16 protein-coding genes and 2 tRNA genes are annotated in these 16,834 nt (G+C 44.3%); 10 read left to right on the top strand and 8 right to left on the bottom strand.

Annotation, left to right across the window (positions count from 1 at the left end; genetic code table 11):
* Window positions 1–15 precede the first annotated feature (15 nt).
* Complete coding sequence (locus tag F3J22_RS05740) at window positions 16–489, top strand: hypothetical protein (RefSeq protein ID WP_167015178.1); 474 nt, start codon at window positions 16–18, stop codon at window positions 487–489.
* Window positions 490–540: 51 nt separating this feature from the next.
* On the opposite strand, the gene F3J22_RS05735 is transcribed toward F3J22_RS05740, so the two are convergent.
* The 4 genes from F3J22_RS05735 to dnaA all read right to left on the bottom strand — a co-directional run bounded on the left by F3J22_RS05735 (window position 541) and on the right by dnaA (window position 3,580).
* Window positions 541–1,353: an ATP-grasp domain-containing protein gene (locus F3J22_RS05735; protein ID WP_167015176.1), complete on the bottom strand. Its 813-nt coding sequence runs from the start codon at window positions 1,351–1,353 to the stop codon at window positions 541–543.
* 113 nt (window positions 1,354–1,466) lie between these two features.
* Window positions 1,467–1,540 (bottom strand) — tRNA-Pro (locus F3J22_RS05730).
* Between the two features lie 22 nt (window positions 1,541–1,562).
* Window positions 1,563–1,651: transfer RNA gene (locus F3J22_RS05725), tRNA-Ser, on the bottom strand.
* A 495-nt stretch (window positions 1,652–2,146) separates the two neighbouring features.
* Entirely contained in the window at window positions 2,147–3,580 is a 1,434-nt protein-coding gene (gene dnaA, locus F3J22_RS05720) for a chromosomal replication initiator protein DnaA (RefSeq protein WP_111595019.1), read from the bottom strand.
* Between the two features lie 549 nt (window positions 3,581–4,129).
* Here dnaA and F3J22_RS05715 point away from each other — a divergent pair.
* The 4 genes from F3J22_RS05715 to F3J22_RS05700 all read left to right on the top strand — a co-directional run bounded on the left by F3J22_RS05715 (window position 4,130) and on the right by F3J22_RS05700 (window position 8,477).
* Window positions 4,130–4,513: a DUF3127 domain-containing protein gene (locus tag F3J22_RS05715; RefSeq protein WP_167015174.1), complete on the top strand. Its 384-nt coding sequence runs from the start codon at window positions 4,130–4,132 to the stop codon at window positions 4,511–4,513.
* 115 nt (window positions 4,514–4,628) lie between these two features.
* Window positions 4,629–6,191 carry an NAD(P)/FAD-dependent oxidoreductase gene (locus tag F3J22_RS05710; protein WP_167015172.1) on the top strand — a complete coding sequence of 521 codons (1,563 nt, stop codon included), beginning with the start codon at window positions 4,629–4,631 and terminating at the stop codon, window positions 6,189–6,191.
* A 52-nt stretch (window positions 6,192–6,243) separates the two neighbouring features.
* Window positions 6,244–7,179: an ABC transporter ATP-binding protein gene (locus F3J22_RS05705; protein WP_167015171.1), complete on the top strand. Its 936-nt coding sequence runs from the start codon at window positions 6,244–6,246 to the stop codon at window positions 7,177–7,179.
* A gap of 2 nt (window positions 7,180–7,181) precedes the next feature.
* Window positions 7,182–8,477 carry an ABC transporter permease gene (locus F3J22_RS05700; protein ID WP_167015169.1) on the top strand — a complete coding sequence of 432 codons (1,296 nt, stop codon included), beginning with the start codon at window positions 7,182–7,184 and terminating at the stop codon, window positions 8,475–8,477.
* A gap of 30 nt (window positions 8,478–8,507) precedes the next feature.
* On the opposite strand, the gene F3J22_RS05695 is transcribed toward F3J22_RS05700, so the two are convergent.
* Window positions 8,508–9,452, bottom strand: a complete 945-nt coding sequence (locus tag F3J22_RS05695; RefSeq protein WP_167015168.1) for a nitronate monooxygenase family protein — start codon at window positions 9,450–9,452, stop codon at window positions 8,508–8,510.
* 24 nt (window positions 9,453–9,476) lie between these two features.
* A complete protein-coding gene (locus F3J22_RS05690; RefSeq protein ID WP_167015166.1) occupies window positions 9,477–10,469 on the bottom strand; it encodes a sugar phosphate nucleotidyltransferase in 993 nt (330 codons plus the stop codon).
* A gap of 173 nt (window positions 10,470–10,642) precedes the next feature.
* Here F3J22_RS05690 and glyA point away from each other — a divergent pair, with 173 nt between their 5' ends.
* The 5 genes from glyA (at window position 10,643) to F3J22_RS05665 (ending at window position 14,935) form a co-directional block, all read left to right on the top strand.
* Window positions 10,643–11,923 carry a serine hydroxymethyltransferase gene (gene glyA, locus F3J22_RS05685; protein WP_167015164.1) on the top strand — a complete coding sequence of 427 codons (1,281 nt, stop codon included), beginning with the start codon at window positions 10,643–10,645 and terminating at the stop codon, window positions 11,921–11,923.
* A 225-nt stretch (window positions 11,924–12,148) separates the two neighbouring features.
* On the top strand, window positions 12,149–12,982 hold the full coding sequence (locus F3J22_RS05680; RefSeq protein ID WP_167015162.1) for an ATP-binding cassette domain-containing protein: 834 nt from the start codon (window positions 12,149–12,151) through the stop codon (window positions 12,980–12,982).
* Window positions 12,983–12,988: 6 nt separating this feature from the next.
* Window positions 12,989–13,816, top strand: a complete 828-nt coding sequence (locus tag F3J22_RS05675; protein WP_167015160.1) for a hypothetical protein — start codon at window positions 12,989–12,991, stop codon at window positions 13,814–13,816.
* Window positions 13,817–13,824: 8 nt separating this feature from the next.
* Window positions 13,825–14,208 carry a GntR family transcriptional regulator gene (locus F3J22_RS05670; protein ID WP_167015158.1) on the top strand — a complete coding sequence of 128 codons (384 nt, stop codon included), beginning with the start codon at window positions 13,825–13,827 and terminating at the stop codon, window positions 14,206–14,208.
* Window positions 14,198–14,935 carry a hypothetical protein gene (locus F3J22_RS05665; RefSeq protein ID WP_167015156.1) on the top strand — a complete coding sequence of 246 codons (738 nt, stop codon included), beginning with the start codon at window positions 14,198–14,200 and terminating at the stop codon, window positions 14,933–14,935. The genes F3J22_RS05670 and F3J22_RS05665 overlap by 11 nt, the downstream gene beginning before the upstream one ends.
* Window positions 14,936–15,210: 275 nt before the next feature.
* On the opposite strand, the gene F3J22_RS05660 is transcribed toward F3J22_RS05665, so the two are convergent.
* The gene (locus F3J22_RS05660; RefSeq protein WP_167015153.1) at window positions 15,211–16,392 is read right to left on the bottom strand and encodes a M20 family metallopeptidase; all 1,182 of its coding nucleotides are present in this window, start codon (window positions 16,390–16,392) and stop codon (window positions 15,211–15,213) included.
* Window positions 16,376–16,816 carry an SPOR domain-containing protein gene (locus F3J22_RS05655; protein ID WP_167015151.1) on the bottom strand — a complete coding sequence of 147 codons (441 nt, stop codon included), beginning with the start codon at window positions 16,814–16,816 and terminating at the stop codon, window positions 16,376–16,378. The genes F3J22_RS05660 and F3J22_RS05655 overlap by 17 nt, the downstream gene beginning before the upstream one ends.
* Window positions 16,817–16,834 lie beyond the last annotated feature (18 nt).

Here is a 16,834-nt window from a genome sequence, read left to right as displayed (position 1 = left end):
TATCTTTCATTAACTATGAGAAGTATAATATTTATACTATTATGTCTATGCTGCCTGCATGCTGCCGGGGCGCAGCAAAAGAAGCGGCATAAGACCACAGTCACCCAAACCTATATCGATGGTACTTATACAGGAACAGGAATTTATCTTGATCCGGAAAATATTAAGGAAGAGAAGATTAAGCGAAGATCAACAAAGGATACTGTTTTTATAAAGAGATATGTTACATGTAAACATGCCCCACAATTAGCGAATATTAAAACCTTCCTACCCAAAAATTATAATAGAAAGGAGCGTATTCTTTTTGTTATTGATGGTTATGCTTATGAAGAAACAGAACAAATTCAAATCGAACCTAATGCAATTGATTCATTTCAGATTTTTAATCCAGAGGACTCCCCCAACATTATATCATGCCGGCCTCCGGCGGTAGTGGTGTTAATTATAACAAAAGAAGCAGCAATAAAGAAGAATAGAAAAAAGCCCTGACAATTTGTTAAAAGCTAAAAGGGCTATTTCTTTCAGTACATAAGATTGGGATTAACTGCAAGTGGCAACAACATATTCTGATACAGCCTTTACTATGTCAAATACATTTCCTTCGTAAAAGCCGGCAGCATTCATAGTGCCACATTCTACGATAAACAGCTGCTCACTGCACAGGCATACATCCATCACAAATACATCGTGCGGTGTATATTCCTTACATCTGGCTTCTGCAAAGGCGATGACATCATCCGGACAGCCAGCAGCCTTTTTTAATTTAAAAAATTCGCGGTATTGACTTGCCGCCACTACTTTCCCTTTTACGATCCATAAGCGCCATTCTTTCGCAATATTATACGGTTCTCCTGCTATGATGGGCGTATGCTCATTTAAATCGAAATTTCCGGCCTGTATGACCTGTTTATACCAGGCGGCTATTTCATCAAAGCGTTTTACTTCGCCGGCAAATGATTTATCATCACCATCAGGCCGGATAAATAGTAGTTTATCATTGGGGTAAGATGATTGTGTGATGAGGTCATAGAAGGTGGTAGTTACTGCGCCGTAATTCAGCATATGTTCTTTCCATACTTCGAGGTAATTGGCCATTGAAAATTTGTCGGCATCATAGAACACACCCTTTTTGAGTAAGGGATCTTTTGCTGCCAGTGCATGAAAAGTAGTGGAACCGTAGATGATGGAGTTATGTTGTTTTTCAAAATCCGGCAGGGTATCAGTAAATGGTATAACCATTACCGTTATGACGGGAATACGCAGGGTATTGCATGCAGCCTGGATTTGCCGGAGATGATCAGGAGTGGTCAGGTTTTGTTGTACTACCCATTGGATATTGGGATAGGTGTTCATATGTGGGATTATTGATGGTATGAAAATAAAAATAGAGAATAGGGTTATTAATCTGAAAGGGATTACAAACAAAAAAGCCTTATAGTTTTTACACTATAAGGCTTTTGTTTCCGTCGGGGTGGCAGGATTCGAACCTACGACCTCCACATCCCAAATGTGGCGCGATACCGGGCTACGCTACACCCCGAAAGAATCCCGACTTGGATTCGCGGTGAGGGAGGGATTCGAACCCTCGGTACAGTTTAACCCGTACGACGGTTTAGCAAACCGTTCCTTTCGGCCACTCAGGCACCTCACCTTTCTTTTGTTTCCCTTCGCTTTGTGTGTGAAGGGGTTGCAAAAATAGGAAATATTTTAAATGCACAAAAAATATTTACAGTTTTTTCGAACTTTTTTTGAAAATAGTTTTCCAAAGCTAACGCCAATTTATCCAAAACCCTTTACCACATTACATTACAGACAATGCACTTCGTCCACGGCTACACGAAATTTTTTTCAATTTTTTTTAGAAAACAGGTTCAAAAACGAGTAAACCGGGTATTTTTCGCCTGATCTAACAGAAAATAAAATCGTGGCAGACATCTTTTTAAACATTAAAATCAAAGCCCATTCTTCCTGAAACAACAAAACACCATCCTTACAAACAACAAAACACAGGCCTTTGCTGCTTTGCCCCTTATACTGTTTCTACTAAGTAGAGACGGGAAAAAGAACGCGCCGAAGGCGCTCGGGTAAAAAAAACATGCCCTCTACAACGTAGAGGGCATGTTACAAATAGGTTACAGGGGGGTCGTTACATTGCCGCCAGCTGAACTTTCTGTTGTAGTTCAATAACGCTGTCGCGGAAATTATTATCGGTATCCATTAAATCTTTCACTGTCTGACAGGAGTGGATCACAGTAGTATGATCTCTACCTCCGAAATGCTCACCAATTGTCTTTAAAGAGTTTTTGGTGAAGGATTTAGCCAGGTACATGGTAATCTGGCGTGCCTGCACGATCTCACGTTTACGGGTCTTCTGCAGCAGTTTATCGTATGGTACATCGAAATATTCACAAACCATTTTCTGAATGCTTTCGATGGTAATTTCTTTGGAAGAAGTTTTTACGAAGGATTTCAGCACACGCTTCGCCAGCTCCAGGTCAATCTCTTTTCTGTTGAGAGATGACTGGGCGAGGAGGGAGATGAGTGCACCTTCGAGTTCGCGTACATTCGTCTGGATATTGTATGCTACATACTTCACTACTTCTTTCGGCATTTCCAGTCCGTCATTTCTCATTTTCATTTCCAGAATTTCCATTCTGGTTTCGAAATCAGGGATTTGGATATCTGCGCTAAGTCCCCAGCGGAAGCGGCTTAACAGGCGTTCCTGTACACCGTCAAGATCTTTGGGTGCTTTATCAGAAGTAAGTATCAGTTGTTTTCCTGACTGATGCAAATGGTTGAAGATGGCAAAAAACGCATCCTGTGTTTTTTCTGCGCGGGCGAAGAACTGAATATCATCAACGATCAGCACATCGATCAGCTGATAGAAGTGAATAAAATCATTGATAATATTATTCTTACTATGATCAATGAATTGATTGATAAATTTCTCCGCACTTACATACAATACAGCTTTGTTTGGGTGAATTCTTTTCACCTCATTACCAATTGCCTGTGCAAGATGTGTTTTGCCGAGTCCAACACCGCCATAGATAACAAGCGGGTTAAACGAGGTACCACCGGGCTTTTCAGCTACAGTTTTACCAGCACGGCGAGCTACTCTGTTACAGTCACCTTCTATATAAGAATCAAATGTATAATTTGGATTCAGCTGTGAGTCAATCTGGACACGCTTAATCCCCGGTATTACAAACGGATTCTTAACCGGATTCTGGATCGTTAACGGGAAATCAACTTCATTGTCTTTCTGAGGTTTAGTAAACTGCGTAGGCATGTTTACAGTTCTTGGATTCTGGTGTGGCGTACCGTTCTCTACTACAATGCGGTATTCCAACCTGGCTTCTTTACCTAATTCTCTTTTGATGGTTTTTCCTAACAATCCCACGTAATGCTCCTCTAAATACTCGTAAAAGAATTGGCTGGGGACCTGGATGGTTAAAACATTGTTTTCAAGTTTAATGGGTTTAATTGGCTCAAACCATGTCTTAAAAGGCTGCCACTCCACAATATCCCTAATTATATTAAGACACCTTTCCCAAACTTGTTCGCAAGTTTTATTCATTGAGATAAAAAAAATTAGTTTGTTTCTTAATTAAGGATGTTCTCGAATTCGCTATTCCTCAACGCAGGATGTCGAAAAATGTTCAGACAGGAGGACGAATATCTGTAGAAAATGTTGAAAAAAAAAATTTATCTACCCTTGTTTATATTGTCCTGACTACAGTGTGCAAACATTCGCTGTTTGCCCGTCACTATTGCTTTACAGCATTGACATACCGAATTTTTTTACTGCTTTAAACCCAATTGATTTGCAACAGCTTTACGAAATCATTGACTCATTTATCACAAATAGTATTGCATTCGTGATAAAATAACATCGTACAGATAAAGCCCCAAAAATTTAGCGCTTGATAAACTTGCAGATATTCACAATTTTTTTCGCGAGGGTGCAAAACTATGTTAGTATCTCCATTAAAAAAAATCCCTTTAGGGCTAGTTTATAAGGAACTATTTATTTATTATCACGCGCGCCTGTTTTCAATAAAAAATATTTGCACGCACTACTGCGAAATCCCTATCTTTGACCCTTCTGAATTTAAAATAATTATCTATGAGTTTTGAAATTACCGGAAAGCTGGTGGTGAAGTATAACACGGTTCAACGTAGCGAAACTTTTAAAACCAGAGAGTTCGTTATAGAAAAATCTGATGATATCAATGGCCGTATTATCAATAACTATATCAAATTCCAGGCTGTACAAGATCGCACTGGTATCGTTGACCGGTTCAATGAGGGTGAAAATGTTAAAGTTTATTTCAATATCAAAGGTACCCGCTGGGAAAAAGATGGTAAAGTAAACTACATTACCAACCTCGACGCATGGCGTATGGAATCCGTAATGGCAGCTGCCGCTCCAGGCGCTGATCCAATGCCTAACTACAACGCTCCGCAGATGCCTGCAAGCGGTGACAGCAGCGACGACCTTCCGTTCTAACCAGATCACATTCTTATATCTTACGGATTTGCAGAGAATCTAACGGTACCTTATCAACGAAAGTACCGCTCTCCGCAAATCCGTAATTTTTTCTTTAGGATAACTACCTAACAACATGATCCAGCAAGTATCTGTAAAACTCCTGCCAGCTGAAGCCTCAGCCAGTGCATTCATTCTCAGGGCCGCAGCAGCTGCCCTCAACGTAGCCCCTAAGGCAATTACCGGCTACAACCTCCTCAAACGGTCCATAGACGCACGTTCCAGACAGGTATACTTTATACTTACCCTCCAGGTATTTATCAATGAACCCTTTCATAAACGCGCTTCCAACGAACCAGTCTATAAAGACCTCCCCGCACGCGCTCCCAAAGTATTGATCGCCGGAGCCGGCCCTGCAGGCCTCTTCGCAGCATTACGCCTCATAGAACTCGGCATCAAACCCATCATCCTCGAAAGAGGAAAAGATGTAAGAGCCCGCAGACGCGACCTCGCAGCGCTCAATAAAACCGGTGTCGTTCATCCCGACTCCAACTACTGCTTCGGCGAAGGCGGAGCCGGTACCTATTCCGACGGTAAACTATATACACGCTCCAATAAAAGAGGTGATATTAACCGTATACTCAATATATTCATCCACTTCGGCGCAGATGAAAATATCGGCATAGATGCCCATCCACACATCGGAACCAACAAATTACCACACATCATCACCGCCATGCGCGAACAAATCATCGCCAGCGGTGGAGAAGTACACTTCGAACAACGTATTACTCATATCAATATCCAGGATGGAGCCATCACAGGCGTTAAAACCGCCAGCGGCGCACATTTCGACGGCGAAGACCTTATCCTCGCCACCGGACACTCCGCCCGCGATATCTTCATCATGCTCAATAACCAGGGTATCCTCCTGGAAGCAAAACCTTTCGCACTCGGGGTTCGCGTAGAACATCCGCAGGAACTGATAGACAGCGCCCAATACCATTGTGCTGTCCGTGGCGAATTCCTCCCCCCAGCCAGCTATAGCCTGGTTGAACAGGTACAGGGCCGCGGCGTATTCTCCTTCTGTATGTGCCCCGGCGGTATCATCGCCCCGGCATCCACAGAACCCGGCGAACTCGTGGTAAACGGATGGTCACCCTCTAAACGTAATAACCCATACGCCAATTCCGGTATGGTGGTTAGTATCGAAGCGGCTGACTTCCAGCCATTCGCCGAACACGGCCAGCTCGCTGCCATGTACTACCAGCGCGAAGTGGAAATAAACGCCTACAATGCAGGCGGCGGTAAATTTGTAGCGCCGGCACAACGTATGACCGACTTCATCAAAGGCCGCGTTTCCGCCACACTACCCAATTGCAGCTATGTACCAGGCGTAAAAAGTACCGACCTCCGGGAAGTACTGCCCGCCGTAGTACATACCCGACTGGCAGAGGCTTTCAAAGCATTCGGTAAAAAAATGACCGGATACTACACCTCCGAAGCCATCCTCGTAGCTACTGAATCCCGCACCTCTTCACCTGTTCGCATACCAAGAGATAACGATACCCTGGAACACCCACAGGTAAAAGGCCTCTACCCATGCGGTGAAGGCGCCGGTTATGCCGGCGGAATCGTATCCGCAGCCATGGACGGCGAACGTATCGCCAACGTTATCAACGCCAAATTATCAAAGTAATTTTTTCATTTGCCGCCCAAGGGAATCTCATGATTTATGATTAATTTTCATCATGAACCTCCTGGAAGTACAACACCTGAAAAAGTACTATGCCACCCATAAAGCTGTTGATGATATCAGCTTCTCCATCTCAAAGGGTAGCATTTTCGGCCTGTTAGGCCCCAACGGCGCAGGTAAAACAACCCTGCTGCGCATGATCACCGGAATCTTCTATCCCGATTCCGGAAATATCCTCTTCGATGGCCGCCCATTCGTCGCCAACGACGATATGCAAAGCATTGGCTATATGCCCGAAGAAAGAGGTCTCTATAAAAAGAAACCGGTAGCTGACCAGATCCTCTACCTCGCCCAGCTGAAAGGCCTCGACAAAAAAACAGCCCAGTCACGCGTCAACTACTGGCTCGATAAATTCGAACTGCAGAAATGGGCCCACAAAAAAGTAGAGGAATTAAGTAAAGGCATGCAACAAAAAGTACAGTTTATTGCCACTGTACTACATGAACCACAATTGCTTATACTTGATGAACCCTTCTCCGGACTGGATCCTATCAATTCCAATATCATCAAGGATGAAATGTTTCATCTGGCCGAAAAAGGTACCACCATCATCTTCTCCACACACCGCATGGAACAGGTTGAAGAAATCTGTGACCATATCATGCTGGTAAATAAAGGACATAAAATCCTGGATGGCAGCGTAAAACAAATCAGGCAAGACTTCAAACAGGGCCTTTTCCGTATAGGGGTGGGTGTTATGCCCAATGCCGCACAGATGGCCACCTGGCACTTCACCATCGTGGAAACACATGAAAATGCCTTTACCGTAAAACTGAACGAGGATAGCAGTACTAACGATATTCTGCTGCACTTTATCAGGCAGGATATCCCTGTTACTTTCTTCGAAGAGATATTACCTACTATCAATGAAGTATTTATCTCACAGGTACAAAAAACCTCCACTCCTGAAGCGTTACTCCAACAAGCATAACCATGAACAAAATATCCCTGATCATACGTCATGAATTCATGACCAGAGTAAAAAAGAAATCTTTCCTGGTAGTTACATTGCTGGTGCCACTGGCAATTGCTGCCATGATGATCATCCCTGCATTAATTGCCGGCAAATCCGCTTCTGATAAGCGCATTGCCGTCATCGACAACAGTGGCTACTTTACCGGCCAGTTCAACGATTCTAAAAATACTTATTACAAATTTCTTGCAGGTACCAACCTGGATTCGTTGAAGCAGAACTACGAAAAGATGGGTTACGCAGGCATCCTGTTTATTCCACAGATAGATATCAACCGCCCATCCGGCTTTGAATACTACAGCAACGCACAGGCCAACCTGGCGGTGGAATCGTCCATTACCGGCAATCTCAATGCTGCCATCGAAAAAAAGCGTATGGAACTCAATGGCATCGATAAAAACAAACTGGATGAGATCCGCGCCAATGTTACGGTCGATTTTAGAAATACCAAAAATGAGAAAAGCAGTAGCTCTGCCGTTTCTTTCGTGATTGGCTACGCCAGCGGCTTAATCATTTACGTCATGCTCCTGATCTTTGGCACAACGGTAATGCGCGGTGTAATGGAAGAGAAGGTAAACCGCATCGCGGAAGTGATGATCTCCAGCGTACGCCCGTTCCAGTTAATGATGGGAAAAATCATCGGTATTGCCGCTGTAGGACTGGTACAGTTCTTCATCTGGGGCATATTAATATTTTTTATGACGCTGCTGCTGCCTGCCTTTATCTCTCCGGAGTCGGCGCAGATGGCCGGCGGCCAGGCTTCCAACCCTGAAATGCAGGAAGCAATGAAGAAAATGACTTACGTGATGGGTTCTGTCAACTGGACATTACTCATCGGTTGCTTTATCTTCTATTTCTTCGGAGGATATTTATTCTATTCTTCGCTGTTTGCCGCGGTTGGCAGTGTGGTAAATGAAGATCCGCAGGATGCACAGCAGCTTTCCCTGCCTGTTACCATGCCGATTATTATCAGCATTGTGATTATGATGCGGGCGGTTTCTGATCCTACAAGTCCGGTGGCTGTATGGGCAAGTATTATTCCTTTCAGTTCACCAATGATTATGATGGCGCGTCTTCCGGCAGGTGTTCCCGGCACGGTGCCTATCTGGCAGCTGGTATTGTCTATGGCCTTACTGATTGCCGGATTTCTCTTCACTACGTGGATGTCTGGAAGAATTTACCGTACCGGCATTCTGATGTATGGTAAGAAAGTTACGCTGAAAGAAGCGAGCAAATGGATTTTCAGTAAAGTATAATATATATCGCTGGAGTGCTGGGTGTTACACTCAGAACTCCAGCATAGCTATTTTTTTTCTGCCGCTTTCAAAGTCATCCCAGATTTCCTTCACTATTTCGGCGGCAGGTTTTATTTCTTTTACAAGGGCGCTTACCTGGCCTATTTCCAGTTCTCCTTCGGAGAGATTTCCTTCGAACATGCCTGTTTTAGCGCGGGCGCGACCTAGCAGAACTTTCAGCTTTTCTACATCGGCGCCTTCATCTTCTGCAGCTTTTACGAGATCATAAAAATGATTTTTGATCAATCGAACCGGTGTCAGTTTTTTCAGGCTCACCATGGTGTCGCCTTCTCTGGCATCCACTACTGCATTTTTAAAATTGATATGGGAAGATGCTTCCGGTGTAGCAACGAAGCGGGTACCTACCTGTATACCTTCAGCGCCCAGTGCAAAAGCTGCTACCATGGCCTGTCCGGTGCCGATACCTCCAGCTGCAATTACCGGTATTTTCACCTTGGCTGCTACAGCAGGTATCAATACCATGGTGGTTGTTTCTTCACGCCCGTTATGTCCGCCAGCTTCGAAACCCTCTGCTACTACGGCATCCACGCCGGCGGCTTCGCTTTTCTCTGCAAACAGTGAACTGGATACTACATGTACTACCGTAACGCCGGCCGCTTTCAGTGTACCTGTCCATGTTTTGGGGTTACCGGCAGAAGTAAATACAATCGGTACTTTCTCTTCCAGGATAATATTTATCAGCTGGTCTATATCAGGATACAACAATGGCAGATTTACGCCAAAAGGCTTGTCTGTAGCCTGTTTGCACTTATGTATATGGTCACGTAAAACATCCGGGTACATAGAACCTGCTCCAATAATCCCCAATCCGCCGGCATTACTAACGGCGCTGGCTAAACGCCAGCCACTAGCCCATATCATGCCAGCCTGAATGATAGGATATTGTATATTAAATAATGTATTAATCCTGTTCATAGCGAGAAATATGTTGGCCAATTATCAGCCCAGGTCTATCTCGGTATTATCACCGATATTCAGGCTCTGGCTAAGTCCGCGTATATTGGCATCACTGCCTATTAAGGAAGATTTCAGTACTACTTCGTAGAGGTTGGAGAAAGATCCGATAATAGAATCTTTCACGATCGAATAATTTACGACCGTATTATCACCGATAGCCACGTTAGGACCGATGATGGAGTTTTTGATATTACAACCTTCCCCAATGCTTACCGGCGGTATGATAATGGTATTTTCATAAGGTAATACCGGGTTATTGGCGAGTTTATATTTTTTAAGAAGAATGGCATTTGTTTCCAGCAATGTATCCTTGCGGCCACAATCGAACCAGTTGTTTACTTTAAAGCCATTAAAGCGAACCCCTTTCTGGATCATGCATTCCAGCGCATCGGTGAGCTGAAATTCATCATGCGATTTGACTTTATTGTCGAGGTTTGTTTGCAGGCATTCGTACAGCGATGCTGATTCTTTGATTTTGTAGAGTCCTACCAGCGCCAGATTTGACTTAGGTATCTGTGGCTTTTCCACTACCCTGGTGATCACGCCATGTTCATCCAGTTCAGCTACACCGAAGTTGCGCGGGTCATCCACTTTTTTGAGTCCCAGCATAGAATGCGGAGAGGCGATGACCTCTTTAAAATCACATTCACAGATAGTATCTCCTAAAACAATGAGGATTTCATCATTTCCTACAACTTCCCTGGTGAGCAAAATAGCATGTCCGGTCCCTTCTCTGCTGTTTTGCTGAACGAAGTGACAGGTGAGGTTAGGATATTTATCCTCTACATAATGCTGGATTTTTTCGCCCAGGTATCCCACAACGAAAACGAATTCGCTGATACCTGCATCTACGAGCTGATCAACTATAATACTAAGTATTGTACGACCTGCAAGTGGAATTAAAGCTTTGGGTTGGGTATATGTATGTGGTCGGAGTTTAGTGCCTGCTCCGGCCACTGGTATTATTGCCTTCATGATGGGGCGAAAATAGGATAATTTTAGACATGGTCAGATGCCTGAAGAAATATAGTAAAAATTATATGTATAAGCTTGCTGTTATGATAAAGATGGCAGCTTCCTGTAAAATCGTGTCAGCAATTGCAATTGATTAACCTTTATTCTAACTTTGCGTCAAATTTTAAGGCATCATGCAAAGAGACCAGCAAATATTTGATATCATCCGCCAGGAACTGGAACGTCAGCGTCATGGCATCGAGTTGATCGCTTCAGAGAACTTCACCAGCTTACAGGTAATGCAGGCAATGGGTAATGTGATGACAAACAAATATGCCGAAGGGTACCCAGGCAGAAGATATTACGGCGGTTGTGAAGTCGTGGATTTGAGCGAACAATTAGCTATCGACAGGGCAAAACAGATTTTCGGTATTGAGTACGCCAACGTACAGCCTCACTCCGGTGCACAGGCGAATGCGGCGGTATTGCTGGCTATCCTGAACCCTGGTGATAAAATCCTGGGCCTGGATCTGAGCATGGGCGGTCACCTGACACACGGTTCTGCCGTTAACTTTTCCGGTAAATTATATGAGCCTCATTTCTATGGTGTAAACAAAGAAACCGGCCTCGTTGAATACGATAAAATGGAAGAAGTTGCCAACCGTGAGAAACCAAAAGTAATCATCTGTGGTGCTTCTGCGTATAGCCGCGACTGGGATTACAAGCGTATCCGCGAGATCGCTGACCAGGTGGGTGCTTTCGTAATGGCAGATATCGCACACCCTGCGGGTCTGATCGCGAAAGGCTTACTCAACTCTCCATTTGAACATTGCCACTTCGTTACAACTACTACCCACAAAACCCTCCGTGGTCCTCGTGGTGGTATGATCATGATGGGTAAAGATTTCGAAAATCCATTCGGTCTGAAAACACCAAAAGGTGAAACCCGCATGATGAGCTCCCTCCTTGATCTCGCTGTATTCCCAGGTATCCAGGGTGGTCCGCTTGAGCACGTAATCGCTGCAAAAGCAGTTTCTTTCTTCGAAATTCTCTCCGACGACTATACTGTTTACGCTAACCAGATCATCAAAAACGCACAGGCAATGGCTAAGAGCTTCGTAAGCCGCGGCTATGAGATCGTTTCCGGCGGTACTGATAACCACCTGATGCTGATCGACCTGCGTAATAAAAATATCTCTGGTAAAAAAGCAGAACAAACACTGGTAAAAGCAGATATCACTACCAACAAAAACATGGTTCCTTACGATGATAAATCTGCATTCGTTACCTCTGGTATCCGTATGGGTGTTCCTGCCATCACCAGCCGTGGTCTGAAAGAAGGTCATATGGAACAAATCGTTGACTGGGTAGATCAAATCCTCATGGATGCTGATAACGAAGCGCTTATCACTAAAATCCGTGGTGAAGTGAATGGCTTTATGCAACAGTTTGCACTGTATCCTGAACTGGGATAAGCAGTAATAATATATTTTTTTAGATCCCGCTGGCAGATGACCGGCGGGATTTTTTTTGCCCGCATTTGCTACCCTTTTGCGGATGGACGTGCCTTCGGCAGACAATAAAATACCCTTAAACCCGAACTTATCATCTGCAAAAAAAAATTTTGCGAATTCAAATCTATTTGTACTTTTATAGTGTACTATTTAACTAGTACACTAAACCACACACATTCTAAAGCTATGATTAACATTCAATCCCTAAAATTCAGCTATAAGCCCGGCAGGCCGTTATTTGACGGACTGAACCTCCAGCTGGAACCCGGTCATATATACGGGTTATTAGGTAAAAATGGAGCTGGCAAATCAACCTTGCTCAAACAAATGGCCGGCCTCTTATTCCCTACCGGCGGTAAAGTAGAAATCCTCGGCTTTGATGCACACAAACGCCAGCCCGCACTCCTCGAAGAAATATTCCTGGTGCCGGAAGAATTCTACCTCCCTAAAGTGAGCATTAACATGTTCCTCACCACCAGGGCTGTTTTTTATCCACGCTTTGATGAAAAGGCTTTCTTTACCTATCTGAAAGAGTTTGATATCCCCCAAAACCAGAAGCTGACGGAAATGTCCTACGGACAAAAAAAGAAATTCCTCATCAGCTTTGCCCTGGCTACCAATTCCCGCGTCCTCATTATGGACGAACCAACCAACGGCCTCGACATCCCTTCTAAAAGTATCTTCCGTAAGCTCATCGCCGGTTGTCTTTCCGAAGAGAAATGTGTGGTCATCTCCACCCACCAGGTACGTGATCTCGACAACCTGATCGACAGCATCGTTATCATCGACAACCATCGCATCATCTTCCGCCAGGAAGTAGAAACCGTAACTGATAAGCTGAGCTTCAAACTGCTGCCACAACTGGATAAGTCGATGCCTGTACTGTATGCCGACAGCAACCTGAGAGGCCATGCCGTTGTCATGCGCAATGTCACACAGGAACACAGCAAAGTAGATATGGAACTGCTTTTCAACGCAGTACTCAGTAACCGTCAAAGTATTGAGGAAATCTTTAACTAACCAATTATGCATCCCAACAACACATTCTCTCTTAAAAGATTCGGACTTTATCTCCGTAAGGATATACTGGACAACTATAAAATGTACCTGCTCGTAACAGGTGCTATGCTGGCCGGTGCCTGCCTGGCCGGATTCCTGTTCTCCTTCCGCTGGAGTATGAACGATCAGGGTATTCACACATCGCGTATGGCGCCGTTCTATGTGATGCTGACACTTTTCTTCACCGCCCTGGTAACTTCCAGAAGTTTTATCCAGCTCGGACAACAGGAACAGCGGATCGATTTCTTTATGATCCCCGCCTCCATCCTGGAGAAGGTGCTCACCAGGTTCATCCTCACCATACTAACGGTTACCATCGTGCTGAACCTGGCAGTATATATAGGATTCAACGTATTTGAATACGTTATCACCAATTTCAGGGAAGGGAAAATTATTCATGATATACCAACTGTCTTCAGCGGACCATTTGGTATTAGGGCAATAATCCCTATGGCACTGGGTATGCAGGCAATTTTCTTCTTCGGGGCTACGATATTCTACAGATTCAGTTTCCCTAAGATATTCTTCAGCTTCTGCGTATTCTTGTTCACATTATGGCTGGTGAATGTCCTTTTCATTAATATTTTCTTCGGAGGCCACCTGGTAGAATGGTTTTCTGCCGTGCCTTTCGCAGCAGTGTTTACCAACAAACCAGCAGACATCTATCATTCAATGACCACCACTTTTGTCCCTGAATGGCTGGGCAGAACCCTCCTGTTCGTCAGCCAATATTGCATCATCCCGGCCTTATGGGTACTGGCATATTTCAGGATTAAAGACAAAGAGGTTCAATAATTAAAACTATGGAATTCAAAGATACACAGGCGATCTACATACAGATTGCCGATTACATAAACGAACAGATCCTGTTAGGAAAGTGGCTGCCCGAAGAACGAATTCCGTCCATCCGTGAACTGGCCATCGACCTGGAAGTTAATCCCAACACAGTAATGCGCACCTGCGAATTACTACAGCAACAGGACATCATCTACAACAAAAGAGGTGTAGGTTATTTTATTAAAGACCACGCAATCCAAAAAATTATGGATACTAAAAAAGAAGCTTTCATCAATAACGAGTTACCTCAGTTCCTCCAAAGCCTGTATCTGCTGGGCATCTCCCTGGACGACCTGAAACCCTATTTCGAGCAGTTTAAACAAACTAAACTCAACGGCCATGAAAACTAGTACCAAACTCATTTTTGGCTTCTTCGGAGTACTAATCTTTCTATTGCTCCTCTCTGATATCACCATCTGGGCCAGCTTTAAAAATGGCAAAACCAACCAGGAATGGGTAGATAACTGGAGCAAAAAAATGAAAGGCCGGGAAAATCAACCCGAACAAAAAATAAATCAGATTTCCGTGCAACCTTTTAAAGTGTTGCTCGTCTTTAATGAAAAGGCGGAGAAATTTCACAAGGAAATCGAAGGTAAAGGCGGCAACTATCAGTTTCAGGATTCTTATATGAACCTTGTATCGGATACCAAACCATCTATCGAATGCTGGGGATACACGCCGAAATATCAGCAATCAGGCGATACATTGTACCTCTGGCTGGATAATGAACACCACATAACATTAAAAACACCGGATGTACAGGAAATCAGGAGTTCATACGCCAGCATAGAGCTGAATGACCTGAATATCGATCACCTGACAATCGCCACATCAGCGCATTGCGGCAATATTTTCAATCAGAATAATATCAAAAATCTGGTGATTGCAGGGAATGAAAACAACTACCTCGAGATTCGGAACGACGCACATATCAGTTCAGTTGATATTACACTGAAAAAAGGTAGTGAACTGCAACTGGATGATGTCTCTTTCGACAAGCATAAGATTAGTGTTGATAGTCTGGATAGACTGGATTTGCAGGGTAGAAGTCTTAAGATGCTGACAGAGATTAAATAAAGATTCTTTTAGTGTTAGAATAAATTATACTTATCAGTTTTACAAGCAATAAAAAAGAAAGGCTGATTTTCATCAGCACTCTCTCATAACAACATTTTCCTTAGTAATAAAATGCCGATATCCATCGGCATTTTTTATTTCCCGGAGGTGCTCTCCGCCCACTGTTATTTTTCCTCCGGTTTTATGAAGATGCCGGAGGCATCTTCATAAAACCGGAGGGGAGTTTCTCCACGCCTTCGGCGTGGAGAAACTCCCCTCCAAAAAATATGTTTATTTTATTTCTTAAACTGTGTCGCCAGGTACGCCATAGTCCCCATTCCGATTTCAATCGCTTTAGCGTCGATATCGAAAGTAGCGGTATGTACGCCGGAGTTAATGCCTTTGGCGGCATTACCTGTTCCGAGCCGGAAGAAGCAGGCCGGAATGATCTGTGAATAGAAGGCAAAATCTTCTGCGCCCATTCTTATCTCTGTATCCAGTACATCTTCTTTACCGATAAACTCTTCTGCCAGACTGCGTGCCTGTGCAGTTACCGCTTCATTGTTGTAAAGCGTTGGGTATCCAACAAGAATATCGATGTCGATTTCAGCGCCCATTGCTTCTGCGATACCTTTAGCCTGTTTACGGATCAGGTCATGTGCTTTGAAGCGCCATACTTCGTCCATCGCCCTGAAAGTACCCATCAGCTTCACTTCGCTGGGTATTACGTTTGTCGTAAAACCACCATTGAAGGCACAGATGCTCAGTACAGACGGAGAGAAAGGATTATTATTTCGGGAGATGATCTGTTGCAGACTAACAACAATATTGGAAGCGATGAGGATGGTATCTGCTGTCAGCTGAGGTAAAGCGGCATGGCCACCTTTGCCTTTAACGGTGATGTAGATCTCATCAGCGCTGGCCATGTACTGACCTGCTCTGAAACCCAGGTTGCCGGCTTCCATGGTAGGCTGTACGTGCATACCCAGGATAGCGTCGGGACGTGGGTTTTCCAGTGCGCCTTCTTCAATCATGATGCTGGCGCCGCCAGGATGCTTCTCTTCACCCGGCTGGAATAATATTTTGATAGTTCCTTCGAACTGATCTTTTATTTCATTCAGAATTTTGGTGGCGCCGAGCACACAGGTAGTGTGTACATCGTGGCCACAGGCATGCATGACGCCTTCGTTCTGCGATTTGTAGGGAACCTTGTTAGCTTCTGTAATGGGTAAAGCATCGATATCTGCGCGCAGCGCTATCACTCTTGATGCAGGATTTTTTCCTTCTATCAGGGCTACAATACCGGTACCGGCCACACCGGCTTTAAAAGGAACGCCAAATTCTGTCAGCTTCGCTTGTATAAACTTTGAGGTTTCATATTCCTGGAATGACAGTTCCGGGTGGGCATGCAGATGTTCCCTGATCCCGATAAACTCCGGAGCATAGGCTTTTGCCAGCTCCTTAATTAGATTCTTCATTAGATAGTTCTTTATCCAGTGACACATTGATGGTGGAAGGCACTACAAACACGCCGCCAGAAAAAAGGCTGGAGAGTTTATCGCGCAATTCACCTGCTTCCTCGCGGGTTTTATAATCACCCACGCGCACTTTGAAATAAGGGGCCTGAAACTCCATGTAGGTGCGGAGGTCAGGGTATAATTGCATCACACGTTGTTTGGCTTCGTTGGCATCTGCACGTTTGTTGGTGGAGATGACCTGCACTCTGAAGCCCGATTGGTTACGGATGGCCAGAGAGTTGATATAAATCTGCTTTTTAACCAGCGCATCAACACGACTATCCTTGATCACCTTTACGGAACCATTACTGGCGGTAGCATTATCCTGGGCCATAACACAGGTGCCTGCAAACAGACAGCAAATCAGGAGGAGAAATTTATGCATAGTTTTTTAATTGGTCAT

This window comes from Chitinophaga sp. Cy-1792 (assembly GCF_011752935.1).
GTDB lineage: Bacteria > Bacteroidota > Bacteroidia > Chitinophagales > Chitinophagaceae > Chitinophaga.
The sequence above is the reverse complement of the archived record's forward strand: the minus strand, read 5'-3'. Positions and strand labels throughout refer to the sequence as shown.

Excerpts from the sequence above, each read along its gene's own strand:
- F3J22_RS05695 (WP_167015168.1), bottom strand. The coding sequence starts at position 9,452 with ATGAACAGGATTAATACATTATTTAATATACAATATCCTATCATTCAG.
- F3J22_RS05670 (WP_167015158.1), top strand. The coding sequence starts at position 13,825 with ATGGAATTCAAAGATACACAGGCGATCTACATACAGATTGCCGATTAC.
- F3J22_RS05735 (WP_167015176.1), bottom strand. The coding sequence starts at position 1,353 with ATGAACACCTATCCCAATATCCAATGGGTAGTACAACAAAACCTGACC.
- F3J22_RS05705 (WP_167015171.1), top strand. The coding sequence starts at position 6,244 with ATGAACCTCCTGGAAGTACAACACCTGAAAAAGTACTATGCCACCCAT.
- F3J22_RS05660 (WP_167015153.1), bottom strand. The coding sequence starts at position 16,392 with ATGAAGAATCTAATTAAGGAGCTGGCAAAAGCCTATGCTCCGGAGTTT.
- F3J22_RS05665 (WP_167015156.1), top strand. The coding sequence starts at position 14,198 with ATGAAAACTAGTACCAAACTCATTTTTGGCTTCTTCGGAGTACTAATC.
- F3J22_RS05680 (WP_167015162.1), top strand. The coding sequence starts at position 12,149 with ATGATTAACATTCAATCCCTAAAATTCAGCTATAAGCCCGGCAGGCCG.
- F3J22_RS05690 (WP_167015166.1), bottom strand. The coding sequence starts at position 10,469 with ATGAAGGCAATAATACCAGTGGCCGGAGCAGGCACTAAACTCCGACCA.
- F3J22_RS05700 (WP_167015169.1), top strand. The coding sequence starts at position 7,182 with ATGAACAAAATATCCCTGATCATACGTCATGAATTCATGACCAGAGTA.
- F3J22_RS05710 (WP_167015172.1), top strand. The coding sequence starts at position 4,629 with ATGATCCAGCAAGTATCTGTAAAACTCCTGCCAGCTGAAGCCTCAGCC.
- dnaA (WP_111595019.1), bottom strand. The coding sequence starts at position 3,580 with ATGAATAAAACTTGCGAACAAGTTTGGGAAAGGTGTCTTAATATAATT.
- F3J22_RS05675 (WP_167015160.1), top strand. The coding sequence starts at position 12,989 with ATGCATCCCAACAACACATTCTCTCTTAAAAGATTCGGACTTTATCTC.
- F3J22_RS05740 (WP_167015178.1), top strand. The coding sequence starts at position 16 with ATGAGAAGTATAATATTTATACTATTATGTCTATGCTGCCTGCATGCT.
- glyA (WP_167015164.1), top strand. The coding sequence starts at position 10,643 with ATGCAAAGAGACCAGCAAATATTTGATATCATCCGCCAGGAACTGGAA.
- F3J22_RS05655 (WP_167015151.1), bottom strand. The coding sequence starts at position 16,816 with ATGCATAAATTTCTCCTCCTGATTTGCTGTCTGTTTGCAGGCACCTGT.
- F3J22_RS05715 (WP_167015174.1), top strand. The coding sequence starts at position 4,130 with ATGAGTTTTGAAATTACCGGAAAGCTGGTGGTGAAGTATAACACGGTT.